Raw genomic sequence first — 14,782 nt, 5'->3', positions numbered from 1 at the left:
CCCTACGAGGATGGCCCAGCCCTGAGCGGCTCAGCCCAGCGCCGAGCGGCCCAGTCCCTCGCCGTCGTTGCGGAAGAAGGCGCTCAGGTTCACGCCGGCTTCGTGGGCGGCCACGGTGACCGCCAGTTTCTGCTCGTCGTCGAGGCCATCCCAGAAGGCATGGAAGAGATCGAGGGAGGCCTTGGCGCTGCCCACCACCCCCAGCACGGACAGGGGCAGCGTCAGCCAGGGGAACACCAGCAGCACTACGGAGAGCACGGCGCCCACAGCCACGCCGGTCTTGGCGGATTCCAGGCTGGTGCTGAGCACCAGCCGCACCTGGGTGGCCCGGTCCAGTTCGCCGCGCTTGCGCAGGGCTTCGGTGCGCAGGGCCGTGAGCAGCGCCTGGTAGGCCGCAAAACAGACCACCCCACCCACGGTGGATTCGGAGAAGAACTCACGGCCCGTGAAGGCCCCACCGTTCTGGTTGAGGTCGATCGAGGCCAGCCCCGCCAAGGGAGCGGCTTCCCAGCCGGCGCGGGGAATGCGGAAGGGGTCGCGTTCGCGGGTCATCGCGGCGGTCTGATCCAGTGAGATCCAGTTTGCTGCATCCCTGGGGCAGCGGCCAGCAGGCCGTGGTTTCGGCGTGGTGAGAGGTCAAGAAATGAGGCTTTCAGGAGATGATCACAATGGTTTCGATTAATGTTTAAGTGGAAAATCTGGCTCGTCAGATTTGCCTGAATCAAGCCGAGAGGGCGATGGCTTGATTCAGGTCTGTGGCCTTGGGTCGATGCTGCCCGAGGCGCCGCACTTTCTCCTGATTTTAGGTATAAATACTGCGCAGATTGCATTCCTTTCTGGTTAGGCTTTAGGCAGTTTCAGATTCAGGTCACCACCATGAATGCCACCTCCATGATTGCCGCCGGGGCCGTCACCATGACGGTCGCATCAGGAACGGTTCAGGGGGCGATGGATGCGCTCCATGCCCTGCAGGACCTGGCCAGCCGTGATCCTTCCTTCGCCCAGGCGCTGAAGCGCACCGGCTCCACCCAGGCCGCCGCCAGCCTGGCGCGCCGCCATGGTCTGCAGGTGAGCGCTGAAGCCCTCTGGCGCAACCGCGGTCGCCACGGCCTGCCCGCCTGGCGCGGCTAATCTCCGGCGGGGCTGCTCTGAACAATGCACCGCCGCGATCTCTTTGCCCTCTTCGGTCTTGGGGGGTCGGTGGCGCTTGCTTCGGGGCTGCCCCTGAAGGCCCTGCCGCTGCGATCAGCCAGTGCACCCTTCATCCCTGTGCCGGTGCCCCTGCCGCTGCCCGGGGATGGCCTGAGTGCCGCTGAACAACAGCGCGCGCAACGGCGAGTGTCCGTGCTCGATCGCTTGGTGCTGCCTCCGGGGTACCGGTTTGATCTGCTGGCGGTCTGGGGAGAGCCGCTGGCCGATGGCCGCTTCGGCTACAACAACGATCACCTTTCTTTCACGGATCTGGGTGAGGGCAGGGCCCTGCTCACGGTCAACTTCGAGTACATCAGCCCCAGGCCCTGGAGCGAGGGTTACAGCGAGGCCACCGGCGAAACGCTGCCCTGGGATGAGCTGATCGAAGCCATCAGGCCCCGCTCCGGTGTGGTGGATGTCACGGCCCTCGAGGCCGCTGATCCCCTGCGGGCCCTGGCCCGCGCCGTGGCCGGCGCCGCCCTGCGTGATCAGGGCATCGGTGTGATCGAGCTGCGCCAGGAGCCCTCGGGGCAGTGGCGTCGGCTTCGGGGGCGCTTCGATCGACGCCTCAGCGGCCTCGAAGGCCTCGACGATCCCGCCAGGCGCCTGCGGGTGAGCGGTCCGGCGGCCGCCGTGTTCCGCAATCCAGTGCGTCTCGGCAGCAACGATGGCCTCGGGGACCGGGTGATCGGCACCTTCGCCAACTGCGCCGGCGGCGAGACCCCCTGGGGAACGGTGCTCTCGGCTGAGGAAAACGTCCAGAGCCAGGTGGTGGAGGCGGTTTATGCCGATGGCTCCTCGCCGGCGCCGGCCGCGCTGCCCCTGCGCTGCGATGGCCGCAGGCTCGATGGTCTCGGCAATGCCTTTGCCCTGGCGGGCAACAAGTACGGCTGGATGGTGGAGATCGATCCGCGTCAGCCCCAGCGACCGGCGATCAAGCACAGCTGGCTGGGTCGCTATCGCCATGAGGCCGTGGCGGTGGCGGCCCGGGCCGGCGAGCCGCTGCTGGTGTACTCCGGCTGCGATCGCCATGGCGGACACCTCTACCGCTTCGTCAGTGAGGGGCGGATCACGGATCCGACCGATCCGGCCAATTCAGTGCTGCTGGAGGCCGGTCGCCTGGAGGTGGCCCGCTTCGAGCCCGATGGCAGCGGCCGCTGGATCCCGCTCGATCCCAGCACTCGGCTGAACCCGCAACGGCCCAGCCACTACGCGGCTTTTGGCCTGCAGCAACCCACCCTGGTGCCCCACAGCGACCGCAGTCAGGCCGGCGCTGAGGCCCTCGCCAGCGACGAGGCGGTGGAGGCCTACCGCCAGCGCTACAGCACCCTCGCTGACCTCTATCCCGGCGCGGGCGAGGAGCGACTCGGCGCGATCCTGATCGACGCCCACCTGGCCGCCAATGCCGTGGGTGCCACTGCCGCCGCCAGGCCGGAGGACACGGTGATCGATCCCAGCAGTGGGGATCTGCTGGTGGCCTTCACCGCCGCTGGCTCCGATGGCGGCGGGCGGTCCGATCCGGCGATCTTTCATGGCCCCAACGGCGAAAGCCGCTGGCCCCACGGCTGGATCATGCGCCTGAGCGACCAAGGCCCAGCCAGGGCCGGCGGTTTTCGCTGGCGGATGCTGGCCAGCGGCGGCGCCCCCTGGCAGGGAGGCCTGGGTTTCTCCGGTCCCGACAACCTCGCCGTCGATCGCTCCGGCAACGTCTGGATGGTGACCGACCGGGGCGGCGGCAGCTCTGATCTCAACCTGTTCGGCAACAACTCCTGCTGGGTGCTGCCCAGCCAGGGGCCCGGGGCGGGTGGGGCCTACTGCTTCGCCACTGGGCCGATGGAGTGTGAGCTCACCGGCCCCTGCTTCGATGCCGCCGAAACCAGCCTGTTCCTGGCGGTGCAGCATCCCGGCGAGAGCAACGGCACCCGTTCTGATCAGGCCGGTGAATGGCAGACCATCCCCCTGCGTGACCGCAGGGGCCAGGCCTTCGAGCAGCGGCGCTGGGTGCCGCTGGGCTCGAACTGGCCCTCGGGCGTGCCCGGCCGCAGCCCCCGCCCGGCCGTGGTGGCGATCCGCCGCAGCTCGGGCGCCCCACTGCTCTGAGCCCGCCGCCAGGGCCGCCCCAGGGTCATGCGTGAGGCGGCATAATTACAGGATTGTTCAAGGTCTGACATGGGCGCTTCCGCAGATGGGGCCAGGCCTAGCCCTGAGCTGATGGAGGAAATCAGTCGCTTCTTCCGGCTGCTGAGCGAACCGGCCCGGTTGCAGCTGCTCTGCCTGCTGCGCTCGGAGCCCCTTGATGTCACCAGCCTGATTCAGGCCACCGGGTTCAGCCAGTCGCACATCAGCCGCCAGCTGGGGCAGCTGCAGCGGGCCGGTCTGGTGCACTGCCAGCGCGAAGGCTCCCGCCTGATCTACACCGCCGATGACGAGCTGGTGGAGGAGCTCTGCACCCTGGTGCAGGGGCGCCTGAGGCAGCGGCTCGAAGCCCAGCTTCTGCAGCTGCAGGCCGCCTGAGCCGCTGATCGTGGTCGGCGGTCGCCGTGCTCTGCCGTGGCCAGACTGGGCCCATCCATCGCACCGCAGCCCATGGACAGGTCGTTGCCGCAACGCCTTCAGGCCTGGGGTTTCAGCTGGGCTGGTCTGCTCGACAACCGCCATGGCGAATGGTGGCTGATGGCCCAGATGGTCCTGATCAGCGCCCATCTGCTGCCGGCCTTCCCCAGTCCCGCCGCTTTTGGTCTCAGCTGGCCGCCCCTGTGTCGGGTGCTGGGCCTGAGCCTCTTCGCCGCCGGTCTGCTGCTGGCCGGCCAGGGCGCGCTCAACCTGGGCGGCAGCCTCAGCCCCCTGCCTGAGCCCATGCCCGGTGCGCCCCTGGTGACGGCCGGGGCCTACGGCCGCTGCCGTCACCCTCTCTATCAATCGCTGCTGATCTGCTCCCTGGGGGTGGCCCTGGCGCGGGGCAGCCTGCTGCACCTGGCCCTGCTGCTGGCCCTGGCGCTGGTGCTGGGCGGCAAGGCCCGCCGCGAGGAGGTGCGCCTCTGCGCCGCCCACTCCGATTACCCCGCCTACCGCAGGGTGACGTCGGCGATCGTGCCCCACCTGATCTGGCTCGACTGGCGCCGCGGCCCCAGCGATCCAGAGCCGCTCTGAGGCTCAGGCGCCCAGGCGCAGACCGATCGTTTTGATCACCGTGGCCGGCAGGTTGCGTGACACCGGACAGAGCTTCATCCGCTCGCTGATGAACGCGATGGCGTCCGCGTCGGCCCGCGAGCGCTCGGCCACCGCTGCGGCCGGATCCAGGTGCATCACGAAGGTGCCCTCGAGCTGCTCGATGATCCACTCAGTGCTGGTGAGCACGGTGAAGGATCCCTCCACCCGCTGGAGAGGAATGGAGCGCTCCAGAGCATTGGCCACCAGATAGGTGTGCTGACAGAGCAGCAACGACAGCAGGTAGAGCCGGAACCCCGGCGTGCTGAGGCTGGGATGCTGGGGCTGCCACTGGCCTGATTCAGCCAGGAACTCCACCACCAGGGCCCCGGTGGCGCGGTCGGGATCGGCGTGGCTGCTGTGCAGCCGGAACTGGAAGCTGCGTTGGCTCATTGCTGCTGCTCGCTGCTCAGGGGACGGGGTGAGTGCTGGTTGATGGGGGTTGGGTGCTGGCGCCGCAGACCCTCGAAGCCGGTGAGCAGCGCCGAGCCGATCAGCAGGCCGGCGAAGCCGCGCCGCAGGTGGCGTTCGCTCAGGTGGGGGGCCAGCCGCTGACCCAGCACGGCACCGGCCGCGCCGCCGGCCACCAGGGGCAGCATCAACTCGAGGCTGGCGGCGGGCCAGTGGCCCAGCGCCAGCAGGGCCACCAGGCTGTTGGTGCTGATCAGCAGCAGGCTGGTGCCGCTGGCCAGGTGCATCGGCAGGCCGGCCAGCAGCACCAGGGCGGGCACGATCGCAAAGCCGCCGCCCACGCCGGCAATGCCGGTGAGCAGGCCCACCAGCACCCCCTGGGCTGCGAGGGCCTGGGGCGATCCAGCCGGCTTTGGGCTGGGCTGAGCCTGGTGGCTCTGGGCCGGCTGCGGCGGCCGCGTCAGCAGCCAGGAGGCCACCAGGGCCGCCACGGTGAACACCCCCAGCTGCATCGCCTCAGGGATCAGATCGGCCTTCACCAGGCTGCCGCCCACCCAGGCGCCCGCCAGGGCCGGCACCCCCAGGATCAGCGCCGGTCGCAGGGCCACCTGGCCCCGGCGGACGTAGGGCCCCACATTGCCCAGGGCCAGCAGGGTCACCACCAGCAGAGAGAGCGGCACGGCCTCGCGGGTGGGCAGACCCGCTCCGCTCACCAGCAGGGGCAACAGCAGGATCGAGCCACCGGCCCCCAGCACCGCCAGCAGAGCGCCGATCAGGAGACCGCCGACCAGCAGCAGCACCGCCGTGCCGAGGCTGAGGCCGATGATCACGCCCGCACCCGGTTCCAGGGCATCACCGCCAGGAGGCGGGCCATGCCGCAGAAGCCACTGACACCGGCAAAGGTGAGGCCGGCCCCCACGAAGCCGGCCAGCCAGATCCAGCCCGGGGCCACGGTTTGGCTGAGGAAGACCCCGAGCAGCACCAGGCTGCCGGCGGCGATCTGCACCTGACGCATCAGCGGCAGGGGGGCGCCCTGGCGGCGCTTCATCGGCAGGCCCGCCTGCTGCCAGGCGCCCATGCCGCCTTCGAGGTCGGCGAGGGGATGGGGGTGGCCTCCACGCAGCAGGGTGGCCAGGCCCCGCTCGCTGCGGTTGCCGCTCTGGCAGACCAGCACCAGGGGCCCCTCGGGGAGGCTGCTGCTGCCCAGGCGGGAGAGGGGAATGTTGTGGCTGCCGGCAATGTGGCCGCCCACGTATTCCATCGGCTCCCGCACATCGATGACGCTGATGCGGCCGCTCTCGATTTCGGCGGCGAGTTGCTCAGGGCTGAGGCTGAGGCCGGCACTGGTGAGGCTGGTGTTGCTGGGGCCGGTGTTGGTGGTGGATGTCATGGCTCAGAGGGGGGTGACGCTGACCAGGGGATATCCGGCGGCCTGCCAGCTCAGCAGCCCGCCGTGGAGGTTGGCCACCTGCCGGTGACCCGCCCGCAGCAGTTGCTGGGTGGCCAGGGCTGAGCGGCTGCCCGAATGGCAGAGCACCACGGTGGGCCTGTCTGATGGGATCTCGCCGGCCCGCTGCTCCAGCTCGGGCAGCGGAATCAGCAGGCTGCCGGGGATGTGGCCATCGGGTCCCTGAAACTCCTGGGGCGAGCGCACATCCACCAGGTTGATCTCCTCGCGGTGGGCGGCCACCCAGGCCGGGGCCAGCTCCGGCAGACCGGCGTAGCTGCGGCGGGTGGGTGCCCAGGCCGCCCCCCCATGGCCATCGCCCTCCCGGGGCTTGCCGCTGCGCATGTTGGCCGGCAGGGCCTCGGCGATCCGGTGGGGGTGGGGCAGCTTCATGGTCTGCATGTAGATCACGAAATCGCGTTCGATGGCGCGGCCGCCGAGGCGGGCGTTGTAGGCCTTCTCTTCGGTCACGGAGGTGACGCTGCGGCCGGTGTAGTCGTGGCCGGGATAGAGCAGGCAGCCCTCGGGCAGCGACAGGATCTGCTCGGTGATCGAGTGGTAGAGGGTCCGGGCATTGCCCTGCTGGAAGTCGCAGCGGCCGCAGCCCCGCACCAGCAGGGCATCACCGCTGAAGGCGAGGCTGTGGTCGTCGAGCACAAAGGTGAGGCAGCCATCGGTGTGGCCGGGGGTGGCGCGCACCTCCAGCGCCCGGCCGCCGAAGTCCACCCGATCGCCGTGCCGCAGGGGCAGGGTCACGTTCTCGGCGCCGACGCTGGCGGCCAGGGCGATGGCACTGCCGCTGGCGGCATGCATCAGCCAGCTGCCGGTGACGTGGTCGGCGTGGGCGTGGGTGTCGAGGCAGGCCACCAGCTGGAGGCCCAGTTCCTGGATCAGGGCGAGATCACGCTCGTGCTGCTCATAGACCGAATCGATCAGCAGGGCCTGGCCGCTGCTCACCTCGGCGATCAGGTAGGTGAAGGTGCCGGTGTCGGCATCGAAGAGCTGGCGGAAGAGCAGCGGCGCTCCGCCGGCGGCGGCGGCGAGGCAGAAGGAACTGGCAGGAGCGACGACCATGGGGGCCTCGATCGATAACTGCTATGAGCATAGCCGCATAGGGAGGATCGGCAACGGGTGATCAGGCCGGGCGCGGGCCTGATCACTCCTGCCTGAGCGCCAGCCCCAGCCAGCGCACCAGCGGCGCGAACGGTTTCAGTGCGGGCGCTTCGTGCAACCGCCCCTTGAGCACCCGGTGCCAGTAGATCCAGGGGAACACACGGGTTTCCACCAGCCACATGCTCCAGCGCTCCTTGGTGGGATCCACCAGGAATGAGCTGACCGGCTTGAGGTCGTAGTCGAACTCCGCCATCACCACGCTGCCGAAGCCGGTGATCAGCGGGCAGGCCGTGTAGCCGTCGTAGCGGGACAGCAGCGGTTGTCCATCCAACTTCGCCAGCAGGTTGGCCACTAGCACCGGCGCCTGGCCACGCACGGCGGCCAGGCTTTTGGAGGTGGGCAGAGAACTCACATCCCCGAGGGCGAACACATCAGCGAAACGCTTGTGCTGGCAGGTGAGCTTGTTCACCTCCACCCAGCCGCCCTGACCCTCAATCGCCAGGGGGCTGCGGGCCACCACGTCCGGTGCTGCCATCGGCGGCACCACGTGCAGCAGGTCGAAGGGGATCTCCTCGGTGTGAGGCGGCTGACCTTCGGCGCTGACCTCAAACACCGCCACCTGCTCCTCGGGGCGCACCTCGATCAGGTTGTGGAGCAGCCGAGTTTCGATCCCCCGGCGCGACGCGACGCGCTTGACCGTGGCGTTGTAGGCCTTGACCGGATAGAGCTGAGCCATGGCGGTGCAGAAGATCACCCGGGTGTTCACGCCCACGCCGCTGGTGGCCTGGAAGATGTCGTCGGCGAGGTACATCACCTTCTGAGGCGCGCCGCCACATTTGATCGGCGTGGCGGGATGGGTGAACAGGGCGGTCCCCCCTTGAAAGCCGCGGATCGCTGCCCAGGTGGCGGCGATGTGGGCATGGGAATAGTTGCTGACGATGCCGTGGCTGCCGAGCGCCTCCGGCAGGCCCTTGATCCGGCTCCAGTTGAGCTGGAGCCCCATGGCCACCACCAGCGCGTCGTAGCTGAGCTGGTCACCGGCGGCGGTGATCAGCCGCTGGGCCGCTGGATCGAAGCGGGCGGCGCTGTCCTGGATCCAGCGGGCGCCTGCCGGGATCACGCTGGCCTCGGGGCGGTGGGTCTGCTCGATCGGCAGCAGCCCGGCGCCGGCCGGAATCCAGCCGGATTGGTACTCATGCACGCTGGAGGGCTCGAGGATCGCCACATCCAGGCCCGGGCGAGCCCGCAGCAGCTGGGCGGCCACGGTGAGCCCCGCGGAGCCTCCGCCCACGATCAGCACCTGGTGATGTCTTGCGCTGGAGGCGTCTGCGCCCATCTCTCCCCCGCAGTCTCAGAGCCCACTCTGGGTCTGTTGGCCGCTGCTCGGTAGCGAACACGACATTTGTTGATGCGTGAAAACCCATAGGCCAATAGGCCGAGCAACCTCAGCGGATCCGGTCAGAGCGGGCGCGTCCCGCCCCATGGCCGTATGGACACGTTAGTATTGAAAAGACATAATGCCAATTTAGCCATGTCATCCCATCAGTCTCCTCCGGCGCTTCTGAGGCGATCCCTGCTTGGGGCGCTGCCGCTGCTGCTGGCGTTCCTGCTGGCCGCCGCACCGGCCTTGGCGGCAGACCCCTGGTCGCTCGGTGATCGGGCCGGCCATCGCCTCAACGCCCAGGTTTTCGAGCAGCCCTTCCCGGAGTACCCCTCCGGTCAGCGCATCCGCCTGAACGCCCTGGAGGCCGACTTGAGCCTCGATCACGGGGCTGATCTGCTGCTGAGCGATTCGATGGGTCAGGAGTGGTCGTTGCCCAATCGCAGTGAGGAGCTGGTGCCCAGGGATGGCAAACCTGTTCCGGGCGCATCGGCCCAGTTTGATCTCGATGCCCTGCTGCCAAGGCCCAGCGAGGCCCTGCCCCTGCACCTGTCCATCGCCAGCAGCAAGGGGGTTCTGGACTTCGATCTCAGGCCCGAGCAGGTGATGGAGCTGCATGCCCTGGGCATGGCTCAGCCCCGCAGCGACCAGGCCTGAGCTTCAGCGCTGCGCCGCTGTCCAGCCGGCAAAGCCTGGCGGGAAGCCCTTGACATGCTCGAATCCCTGCAGCCGCAGGGCCATCACGGCCATGGCTGACCTGTAGCCGGTCGAGCAATAGACAACGATGTCCTGCTCGGTTGAAAGGGTCTTGAGGTGTTGCTCAAGTGTGTTGAGGGGGAGGTTGATGGCGGCCGGGATGTGGCCCTGCTGATACTCCTTCGGGCTGCGCACATCAATCAGAAGGGGATTCTGGCTGGCGATCAGGTCCTTCAGGGCGGCTACAGAGCCGATCGCGTAGTAGTCCCCCGGCATGGACACGAGGTAGTCAGCCACGGCCGTCTGCACTGAGGCTGCAGCGGCGGCCCCTGCCACCGGCAGGAAGCCGAGGCCCAGCAGGATGCAGGCCGCCAGCGTGAGGCCAGCGAGGGTTGAGGCGATCGAAGCCCAGAGCTGATGAGCACCGAAGCGATCCTTGGCAAGCTTGTTCATCGTTCTGCTATGTTGTGGGGTCAGGGTCAGGGCGCCAGCCGCTCGATGCTCCAGCCTGGGGCCTCGGCACTACCCCCGGCAGCTTCACCGCCGGGCCGGTAACGGAAGCGATCGTGCAGGCGATTCTCGCGGCCCTGCCAGAACTCGAATTCCGCCGGCACCACCCGGAAGCCGCCCCAGGCCGGTGGCAGCGGCACCTCACCGCCGGCGAAGCGGCGCTGCATCGCCTGCCACTGCGCTTCGAGGATCGAGCGCGAGCCGATCACGGCACTCTGCTGCGACACCCAGGCCCCCAGGCGGCTGCCGATGGGGCGCGAGAGGAAGTAGGCCAGCGATTCGGCGGCGCTGATCCGCTCCGCCCGCCCCAGGACCATCACCTGGCGCTCCAGCCCATACCAGGGAAAGAGCAGGCTCACCTGGGGGTGGGTGGCGATCTCGCTGGCCTTGCGGCTCTGGTAGTGGGTGAAGAAGACGAAACCCCGGGCATCGAAGGCCTTGAGCAGCACGGTGCGGGCGCTGGGACGGCGGCCATTGCTGGTGCCCAGCACCATGGCGTTGGGCTCGCTCAGCTCTGCCGCCACGGCCTGATCGAACCAGTGGCGGAACTGCTCCAGCGGATCGGCTGCCAGATCAGAGCGCCGCAGGGCCGCCTGGCGGTAGTTACGGCGCAGCTGGGCGGGATCGGCCGGGGACGGGAGCGGCATCGGCAGAACAGTTGAGGCAGACTCGCCCAAGCGTCGACGATCTTGCTCCTCCATGCCCGATCAGGAGCAACTGGACGACTTTCTTGAAGCCCTGGAATCGGCCGGCAGCCCCGCCAAGAACCCCGCGCTGCGTGACGCGCTGGGCTGGGATGAGGCCCTCTACGAGGGGGTGAAGGCCGAGCTGGTGGCCAAGGGAATCGTGGTGCGAGGAAGGGGCCGCCAGCGAGCCTGCGTCCCCAGCAGTGGTGTAATTCCCCCGGCATCCCCACCCCGGCGTAGCCGGGGTGGGCCGCGCATCTCAGGCGATCGGCTCCACGGCTGACGTTGCAAGGGGTGGGCAGGCCCGTTTCCCTGGTTTGAGAACCACCTCAACCAGACGAACCATGCCCAAGCAACAGTTTGACGCGTCTTCCCTGGCGCCGCTACTTGATGGCAGCAGTGCAGGTGAACTGATCCCTGAACTGGCCACACGCGGCCTGCAGCAGCTGATCGAGCTGGAGCTTGCCGCCTTCCTCGGTGCGGACTGGCACGAGCGCACGGAAGAGCGTCTCGGCCACCGCAACGGTTACCGGCCCCGCACCCTGACCACCCAGGTGGGGGATCTCGCGCTGCAGATCCCAAAACTGCGGGCCGGCAGCTTCCTGCCCTCGATCCTTGAGCCCCGCCGCCGCGTCGATCAGGCCCTGTATGCGGTGATCATGGAGGCCTACATCGGTGGCGTCTCCACCCGCAAGGTGGATGCCCTGGTGGCGGCGCTGGGCTCCCAGAGCGGCATCTCCAAGTCCCAGGTGAGCCGTATCTGTCAGGAGATCGACCAGCAGGTGCAGGCATTCCTGGGCCGGTCTCTGGAGAGCAACAGCTACGCCTACGTCTACCTGGATGCCACCTACCTCAAAGGCCGGCTGGGCAAGGCTCAGCAGGTATGCTCCCGCGCTGTCGTCGTCGCCATGGGGGTGAACGAGGACGGCCGCCGGGAGTTGCTGGGCCTCAAGGTGGGCGACAGTGAGAGCGAGCCCTTCTGGGCGGAGTTCATCGCCCACCTCAAAGAGCGGGGCCTGAGTGGCGTCAAGCTGGTTATCTCCGACGCTCACAGCGGCCTCACCAAGGCGATCCGCAGGCAATTGCAGGGCAGCGTGTGGCAGCGCTGCCGGGTCCACTTTGCGCGCAACCTGCTGCAGTGCGTTCCCAAAGCCCACCAGGGCATGGTCACCGCTGCCCTGCGCAGCGTGTTCGCCCAAGAAACCGCTGAGGAGATCGAGTCGCGCTGGGATGATCTGGCGGCCTCGCTGGCCGAGCGCTTCTCCAAGGCCACTGCACTCATGCACGAGGCCAAGGAGGACGTGCTGGCCTTCCGCCACTTCCCCAAGGACCACTGGCGCAAGATCTGGAGCACCAATCTGCTGGAGCGGGTGAACGAGGAGATCAAACGCCGCACTCGCGTCGTTGGAATCTTCTCCAACGACGCCTCGATCACACGCCTGGTGGGGGCGGTGCTGCTGGAGCAGCACGAGCACTGGCAGCTGGAGGGCCGTCGCATGTTCTCCGCCGAGAGCATGGCGACCATCCCCGAACTGGGCGACATCCCCAGCCTGCAGACCCTCAGCGCCTGAGAGAGGCAGAACGCAGGCCCCAGGGGATCGAGGCTGCAGCGCTCCACAGGGCGCAGCGGCCTTGATCGCCGCCTGGGGGCCGGGGCAACAACCTGTGGCTGGTGCCAGCTACTCCAGATCACAACACATCCGCGATTGGGCGAAAGACTTGACAAGTCAATCGCCCCAATTCATGGTGGATAAGCGAGGTGCATCTGTGCCTCCGGAATGACAGTCCGTCATTCCACCCTGTTCACCCTCTGATCAGGGTATTCGGGCCTCGGGTTTTACACCACGCAAAGGGACGCGGCCCAGCGGAATGTAGTTGGTAACGAGCCATAGCATTACTCCCAACAGGGCTGGTCGCGTCAACCCCGCACACTTAGCGGGTTTTGAAGCGCCGCCCCTTCCAGTAAACATGGCCGTGCTCGAGCTTAAAGATCGCGAGGATGAACACCCCTAGAAAGAAAAGCACCGGGATCGGAAAGATCAAGTTGATCCAATGGAAGCGCCCTACCCTGCGGCTGAGCAACAGCAACTGCAAGGCAAAGGCGCCATAAATCAATGCATTCGGGCCGATCGCGTGAGTCCCCACCAGGGGCCAGCCCAGCAAGGCGGCAGGCAGGCACCAGGCAGCCCAGAAAAGACCTGACAGCCACAACAGCACCGCCAGCATCCAGGGCCAGCGCACTTCTCCGGCGGCAGTCGCAAAGTTCTTATCGAAGCCTGCCACCAAGTCGGCCAACCCGCCGGGATACATGCGATAAGCGATCGAATTGGTGCCAAGCCAAGCGCTCACGGGCAGGCCGACCTGTTCGTAGCGATGGGCCATGAACCAATCCTCTAACACTTTGTCAGCCACTGCCTCATGGCCGCCAGCCCGCAGATAGTCGGCCCGACTGCTCACCATCGCCGGCCCAAAGGCAACCCCACAGCCGGGCCCAAGCCTTACCGCCAGCAGCCCCAACAGGCTGAAGAGCAGTGAGAGCTGCTCGTAGGGCTTCTCGGTTCGGTGATAAGGCTGTACAGAAACCAGCCCCCCTCGCTGCTCGTGTTGAGCGAGAAGCCGCTGCAGAAACTGCGGAGCAGGCTCTGTGTCGGCGTCAAGAAAGACCAACACGTCACCCATGCTGGCCTGCACACCGTGGTGGAGAGCCCAGGTCTTGCCGCACCAACCTTCGGGAAGGGGAGGTGGCTGGATGACCTTGATCGCAAGCGTGCCGGCTACCTCCCGGGCGATGGCGGCGGTGCCGTCGCTTGAGTCATCGTCGACCACGATCACTTCATCCGGCCTGAGAAGCTGGCGGGTGAGGGCTGCCAACAGATTGGGCAGGGTGGCGGCCTCATTACGGGCAGGGATCAGCACTGACACCGTCCGCTGCCGTAGCGGCATGCAGGCGGGAAGGGAAGGCAGACTTAGGGCCAAAATCCAGCCCAGAAACCAGCGCACCAGCAGCGAGACCTCCAGCCATCCAATTAACACTCGATGACCTGAGGCGAAGTTTTAGGATAGGAAGGCTGGGTAAAAATAACACTTATTAGCTCAGATTTGCAGCATATTGCCCTGGAAAGCTCAATCCCATTTTTTCCGATTAAAACCATACAGACATCTCAGAGTTGCTGAGGGAGTAGGCGTTAATGGCACCACCCCTGGATGTCGCCGCTTCCGCTGTAAGGGGATCGACTCCTACGCGCTGGTCGAGACGGCGAGAGAAGGCAACTCTTGAGACTATGGTGATCGTTTCACCGGACGCAAGAATTTCCAGGATAGAATACAGCGGCCCACTGCGCGCCTGCGTATACCCCTGAACCTCAAAAAACTCTCAATTATTCTCAAAAAGAAAGCGAACACTGGTCAATCTCAAGATCACAGGAAAGCAGAATATAGTGTAGGGAAAACCAAGCAATCTTACCCTGAACTATTTGATAACAGACTGATCAGCTTTAAGTTCAAGCATGCTGAGCGGCTGGAGCAGAAGCCTTAGCCAGTTAACCCTAATACTGGGAAGAGTACTGTGCCAACTGGCATCTTTGATAGGGATTCGTTAACCAGAGCAACAGGATATTTTCTAATGCAGGGGGGCCTCCGTTACATCTCTAAGAGTACCCACGAAGTAGTGGTCGTCGTTCTCCTCAACGATTCTGCCAATCTCCCTGAGAGTCCGCTCCTGCCCATCACGCCTTATTAGCCGGTAGGTCACAGACCAGCCGGCTACGCCTGCATGGCGCGCCGCAGTCACAACGTCGCGATCCGCAGCAAGGATGGCGCCATCTAAGAGATCAGGATTCTGCAAGTGCTCAGCTGGGGACCAGCCTGTCAAGTTTTCGACCTGAGGGCTTATGTAGAGGATCTGCTCCATGGTGTGATCCCGCTTCCAAGCAGCCTGTTCCAGTCCTTCGGCAAGGCTGGTGAACTCCCGCAACGATGCTTCGGCAGCACGACGCAAAGCGCTGACTGACCGACACATCTCTGAGAGCCCTTGCAACAGCATGGGTCTCAGCTCATTGGGTGGGCGGGGAGCCATGGGAGCTTGGGGCTGCGAAACCAATCCAATCCCCCGTGGATCCCCAGACCCGACTGCATCGTGAG

The 14,782-nt window shown here is 66.5% G+C and carries 17 protein-coding genes; 7 read left to right on the top strand and 10 right to left on the bottom strand.

The genetic code is table 11. The features are described from left to right. Window positions 1-30: 30 nt before the first annotated feature. Window positions 31-552, bottom strand: a complete 522-nt coding sequence (locus KQ304_RS06300) for a hypothetical protein (protein WP_259736262.1) — start codon at window positions 550-552, stop codon at window positions 31-33. Between the two features lie 324 nt (window positions 553-876). Here KQ304_RS06300 and KQ304_RS06295 point away from each other — a divergent pair, with 324 nt between their 5' ends. The 4 genes from KQ304_RS06295 (at window position 877) to KQ304_RS06280 (ending at window position 4,341) form a co-directional block, all read left to right on the top strand. Further along, window positions 877-1,131, top strand: coding sequence for a Nif11-like leader peptide family natural product precursor (locus KQ304_RS06295; RefSeq protein WP_259736261.1), 255 nt, complete (start codon window positions 877-879; stop codon window positions 1,129-1,131). Window positions 1,132-1,155: 24 nt separating this feature from the next. Beyond that, window positions 1,156-3,291 carry a PhoX family phosphatase gene (locus KQ304_RS06290; RefSeq protein ID WP_259736260.1) on the top strand — a complete coding sequence of 712 codons (2,136 nt, stop codon included), beginning with the start codon at window positions 1,156-1,158 and terminating at the stop codon, window positions 3,289-3,291. A 69-nt stretch (window positions 3,292-3,360) separates the two neighbouring features. Further along, window positions 3,361-3,705 carry a metalloregulator ArsR/SmtB family transcription factor gene (locus tag KQ304_RS06285; RefSeq protein ID WP_259736259.1) on the top strand — a complete coding sequence of 115 codons (345 nt, stop codon included), beginning with the start codon at window positions 3,361-3,363 and terminating at the stop codon, window positions 3,703-3,705. Between the two features lie 72 nt (window positions 3,706-3,777). Then, window positions 3,778-4,341, top strand: coding sequence for an isoprenylcysteine carboxylmethyltransferase family protein (locus KQ304_RS06280; RefSeq protein ID WP_259736258.1), 564 nt, complete (start codon window positions 3,778-3,780; stop codon window positions 4,339-4,341). A gap of 3 nt (window positions 4,342-4,344) precedes the next feature. Here the strand turns inward: KQ304_RS06280 and KQ304_RS06275 are convergent, their stop codons facing one another. The 5 genes from KQ304_RS06275 to KQ304_RS06255 all read right to left on the bottom strand — a co-directional run bounded on the left by KQ304_RS06275 (window position 4,345) and on the right by KQ304_RS06255 (window position 8,705). Then, window positions 4,345-4,791 (bottom strand): hypothetical protein, encoded by a 447-nt coding sequence (locus KQ304_RS06275; RefSeq protein ID WP_259736257.1) that lies wholly within the window; start codon window positions 4,789-4,791, stop codon window positions 4,345-4,347. After that, on the bottom strand, window positions 4,788-5,639 hold the full coding sequence (locus tag KQ304_RS06270; protein WP_259736256.1) for a sulfite exporter TauE/SafE family protein: 852 nt from the start codon (window positions 5,637-5,639) through the stop codon (window positions 4,788-4,790). The genes KQ304_RS06275 and KQ304_RS06270 overlap by 4 nt, the downstream gene beginning before the upstream one ends. Beyond that, window positions 5,636-6,199: a rhodanese-like domain-containing protein gene (locus KQ304_RS06265; RefSeq protein ID WP_259736255.1), complete on the bottom strand. Its 564-nt coding sequence runs from the start codon at window positions 6,197-6,199 to the stop codon at window positions 5,636-5,638. Before KQ304_RS06265 ends, KQ304_RS06270 begins: the two co-directional genes overlap by 4 nt. Window positions 6,200-6,202: 3 nt before the next feature. Further along, window positions 6,203-7,330 (bottom strand): rhodanese-like domain-containing protein, encoded by a 1,128-nt coding sequence (locus KQ304_RS06260; RefSeq protein WP_259736254.1) that lies wholly within the window; start codon window positions 7,328-7,330, stop codon window positions 6,203-6,205. A gap of 82 nt (window positions 7,331-7,412) precedes the next feature. Next, entirely contained in the window at window positions 7,413-8,705 is a 1,293-nt protein-coding gene (locus KQ304_RS06255; protein WP_259736253.1) for an FAD/NAD(P)-binding oxidoreductase, read from the bottom strand. A 195-nt stretch (window positions 8,706-8,900) separates the two neighbouring features. On the opposite strand from KQ304_RS06255, the gene KQ304_RS06250 reads away from it, so the two are divergent. Continuing rightward, window positions 8,901-9,407, top strand: a complete 507-nt coding sequence (locus KQ304_RS06250; protein ID WP_259736252.1) for a DUF3122 domain-containing protein — start codon at window positions 8,901-8,903, stop codon at window positions 9,405-9,407. 3 nt (window positions 9,408-9,410) lie between these two features. On the opposite strand, the gene KQ304_RS06245 is transcribed toward KQ304_RS06250, so the two are convergent. Together KQ304_RS06245 and pdxH are read right to left on the bottom strand one after the other, a co-directional pair. Then, window positions 9,411-9,899, bottom strand: coding sequence for a rhodanese-like domain-containing protein (locus KQ304_RS06245; protein WP_259736251.1), 489 nt, complete (start codon window positions 9,897-9,899; stop codon window positions 9,411-9,413). Window positions 9,900-9,925: 26 nt separating this feature from the next. Next, window positions 9,926-10,603, bottom strand: a complete 678-nt coding sequence (gene pdxH, locus KQ304_RS06240; protein ID WP_259736250.1) for a pyridoxamine 5'-phosphate oxidase — start codon at window positions 10,601-10,603, stop codon at window positions 9,926-9,928. Window positions 10,604-10,655: 52 nt separating this feature from the next. Here pdxH and KQ304_RS06235 point away from each other — a divergent pair, with 52 nt between their 5' ends. Together KQ304_RS06235 and KQ304_RS06230 are read left to right on the top strand one after the other, a co-directional pair. Continuing rightward, on the top strand, window positions 10,656-10,925 hold the full coding sequence (locus KQ304_RS06235) for a hypothetical protein (protein WP_259736249.1): 270 nt from the start codon (window positions 10,656-10,658) through the stop codon (window positions 10,923-10,925). A 61-nt stretch (window positions 10,926-10,986) separates the two neighbouring features. After that, window positions 10,987-12,213, top strand: coding sequence for an IS256 family transposase (locus KQ304_RS06230; protein WP_259736248.1), 1,227 nt, complete (start codon window positions 10,987-10,989; stop codon window positions 12,211-12,213). Window positions 12,214-12,574: 361 nt separating this feature from the next. Here the strand turns inward: KQ304_RS06230 and KQ304_RS06225 are convergent, their stop codons facing one another. Further along, window positions 12,575-13,675, bottom strand: coding sequence for a glycosyltransferase family 2 protein (locus KQ304_RS06225; protein WP_259736247.1), 1,101 nt, complete (start codon window positions 13,673-13,675; stop codon window positions 12,575-12,577). Window positions 13,676-14,261: 586 nt separating this feature from the next. Continuing rightward, a complete protein-coding gene (locus KQ304_RS13715) occupies window positions 14,262-14,552 on the bottom strand; it encodes a PAS domain-containing protein (protein WP_399228650.1) in 291 nt (96 codons plus the stop codon). Between the last annotated feature and the right edge of the window lie 230 nt (window positions 14,553-14,782).

This window comes from Synechococcus sp. CS-1329 (assembly GCF_025128055.1).
GTDB lineage: Bacteria > Cyanobacteriota > Cyanobacteriia > PCC-6307 > Cyanobiaceae > Regnicoccus_A.
Note: the sequence above shows the minus strand (reverse complement) of the source record. Positions and strands in the feature narration are given on the sequence as shown.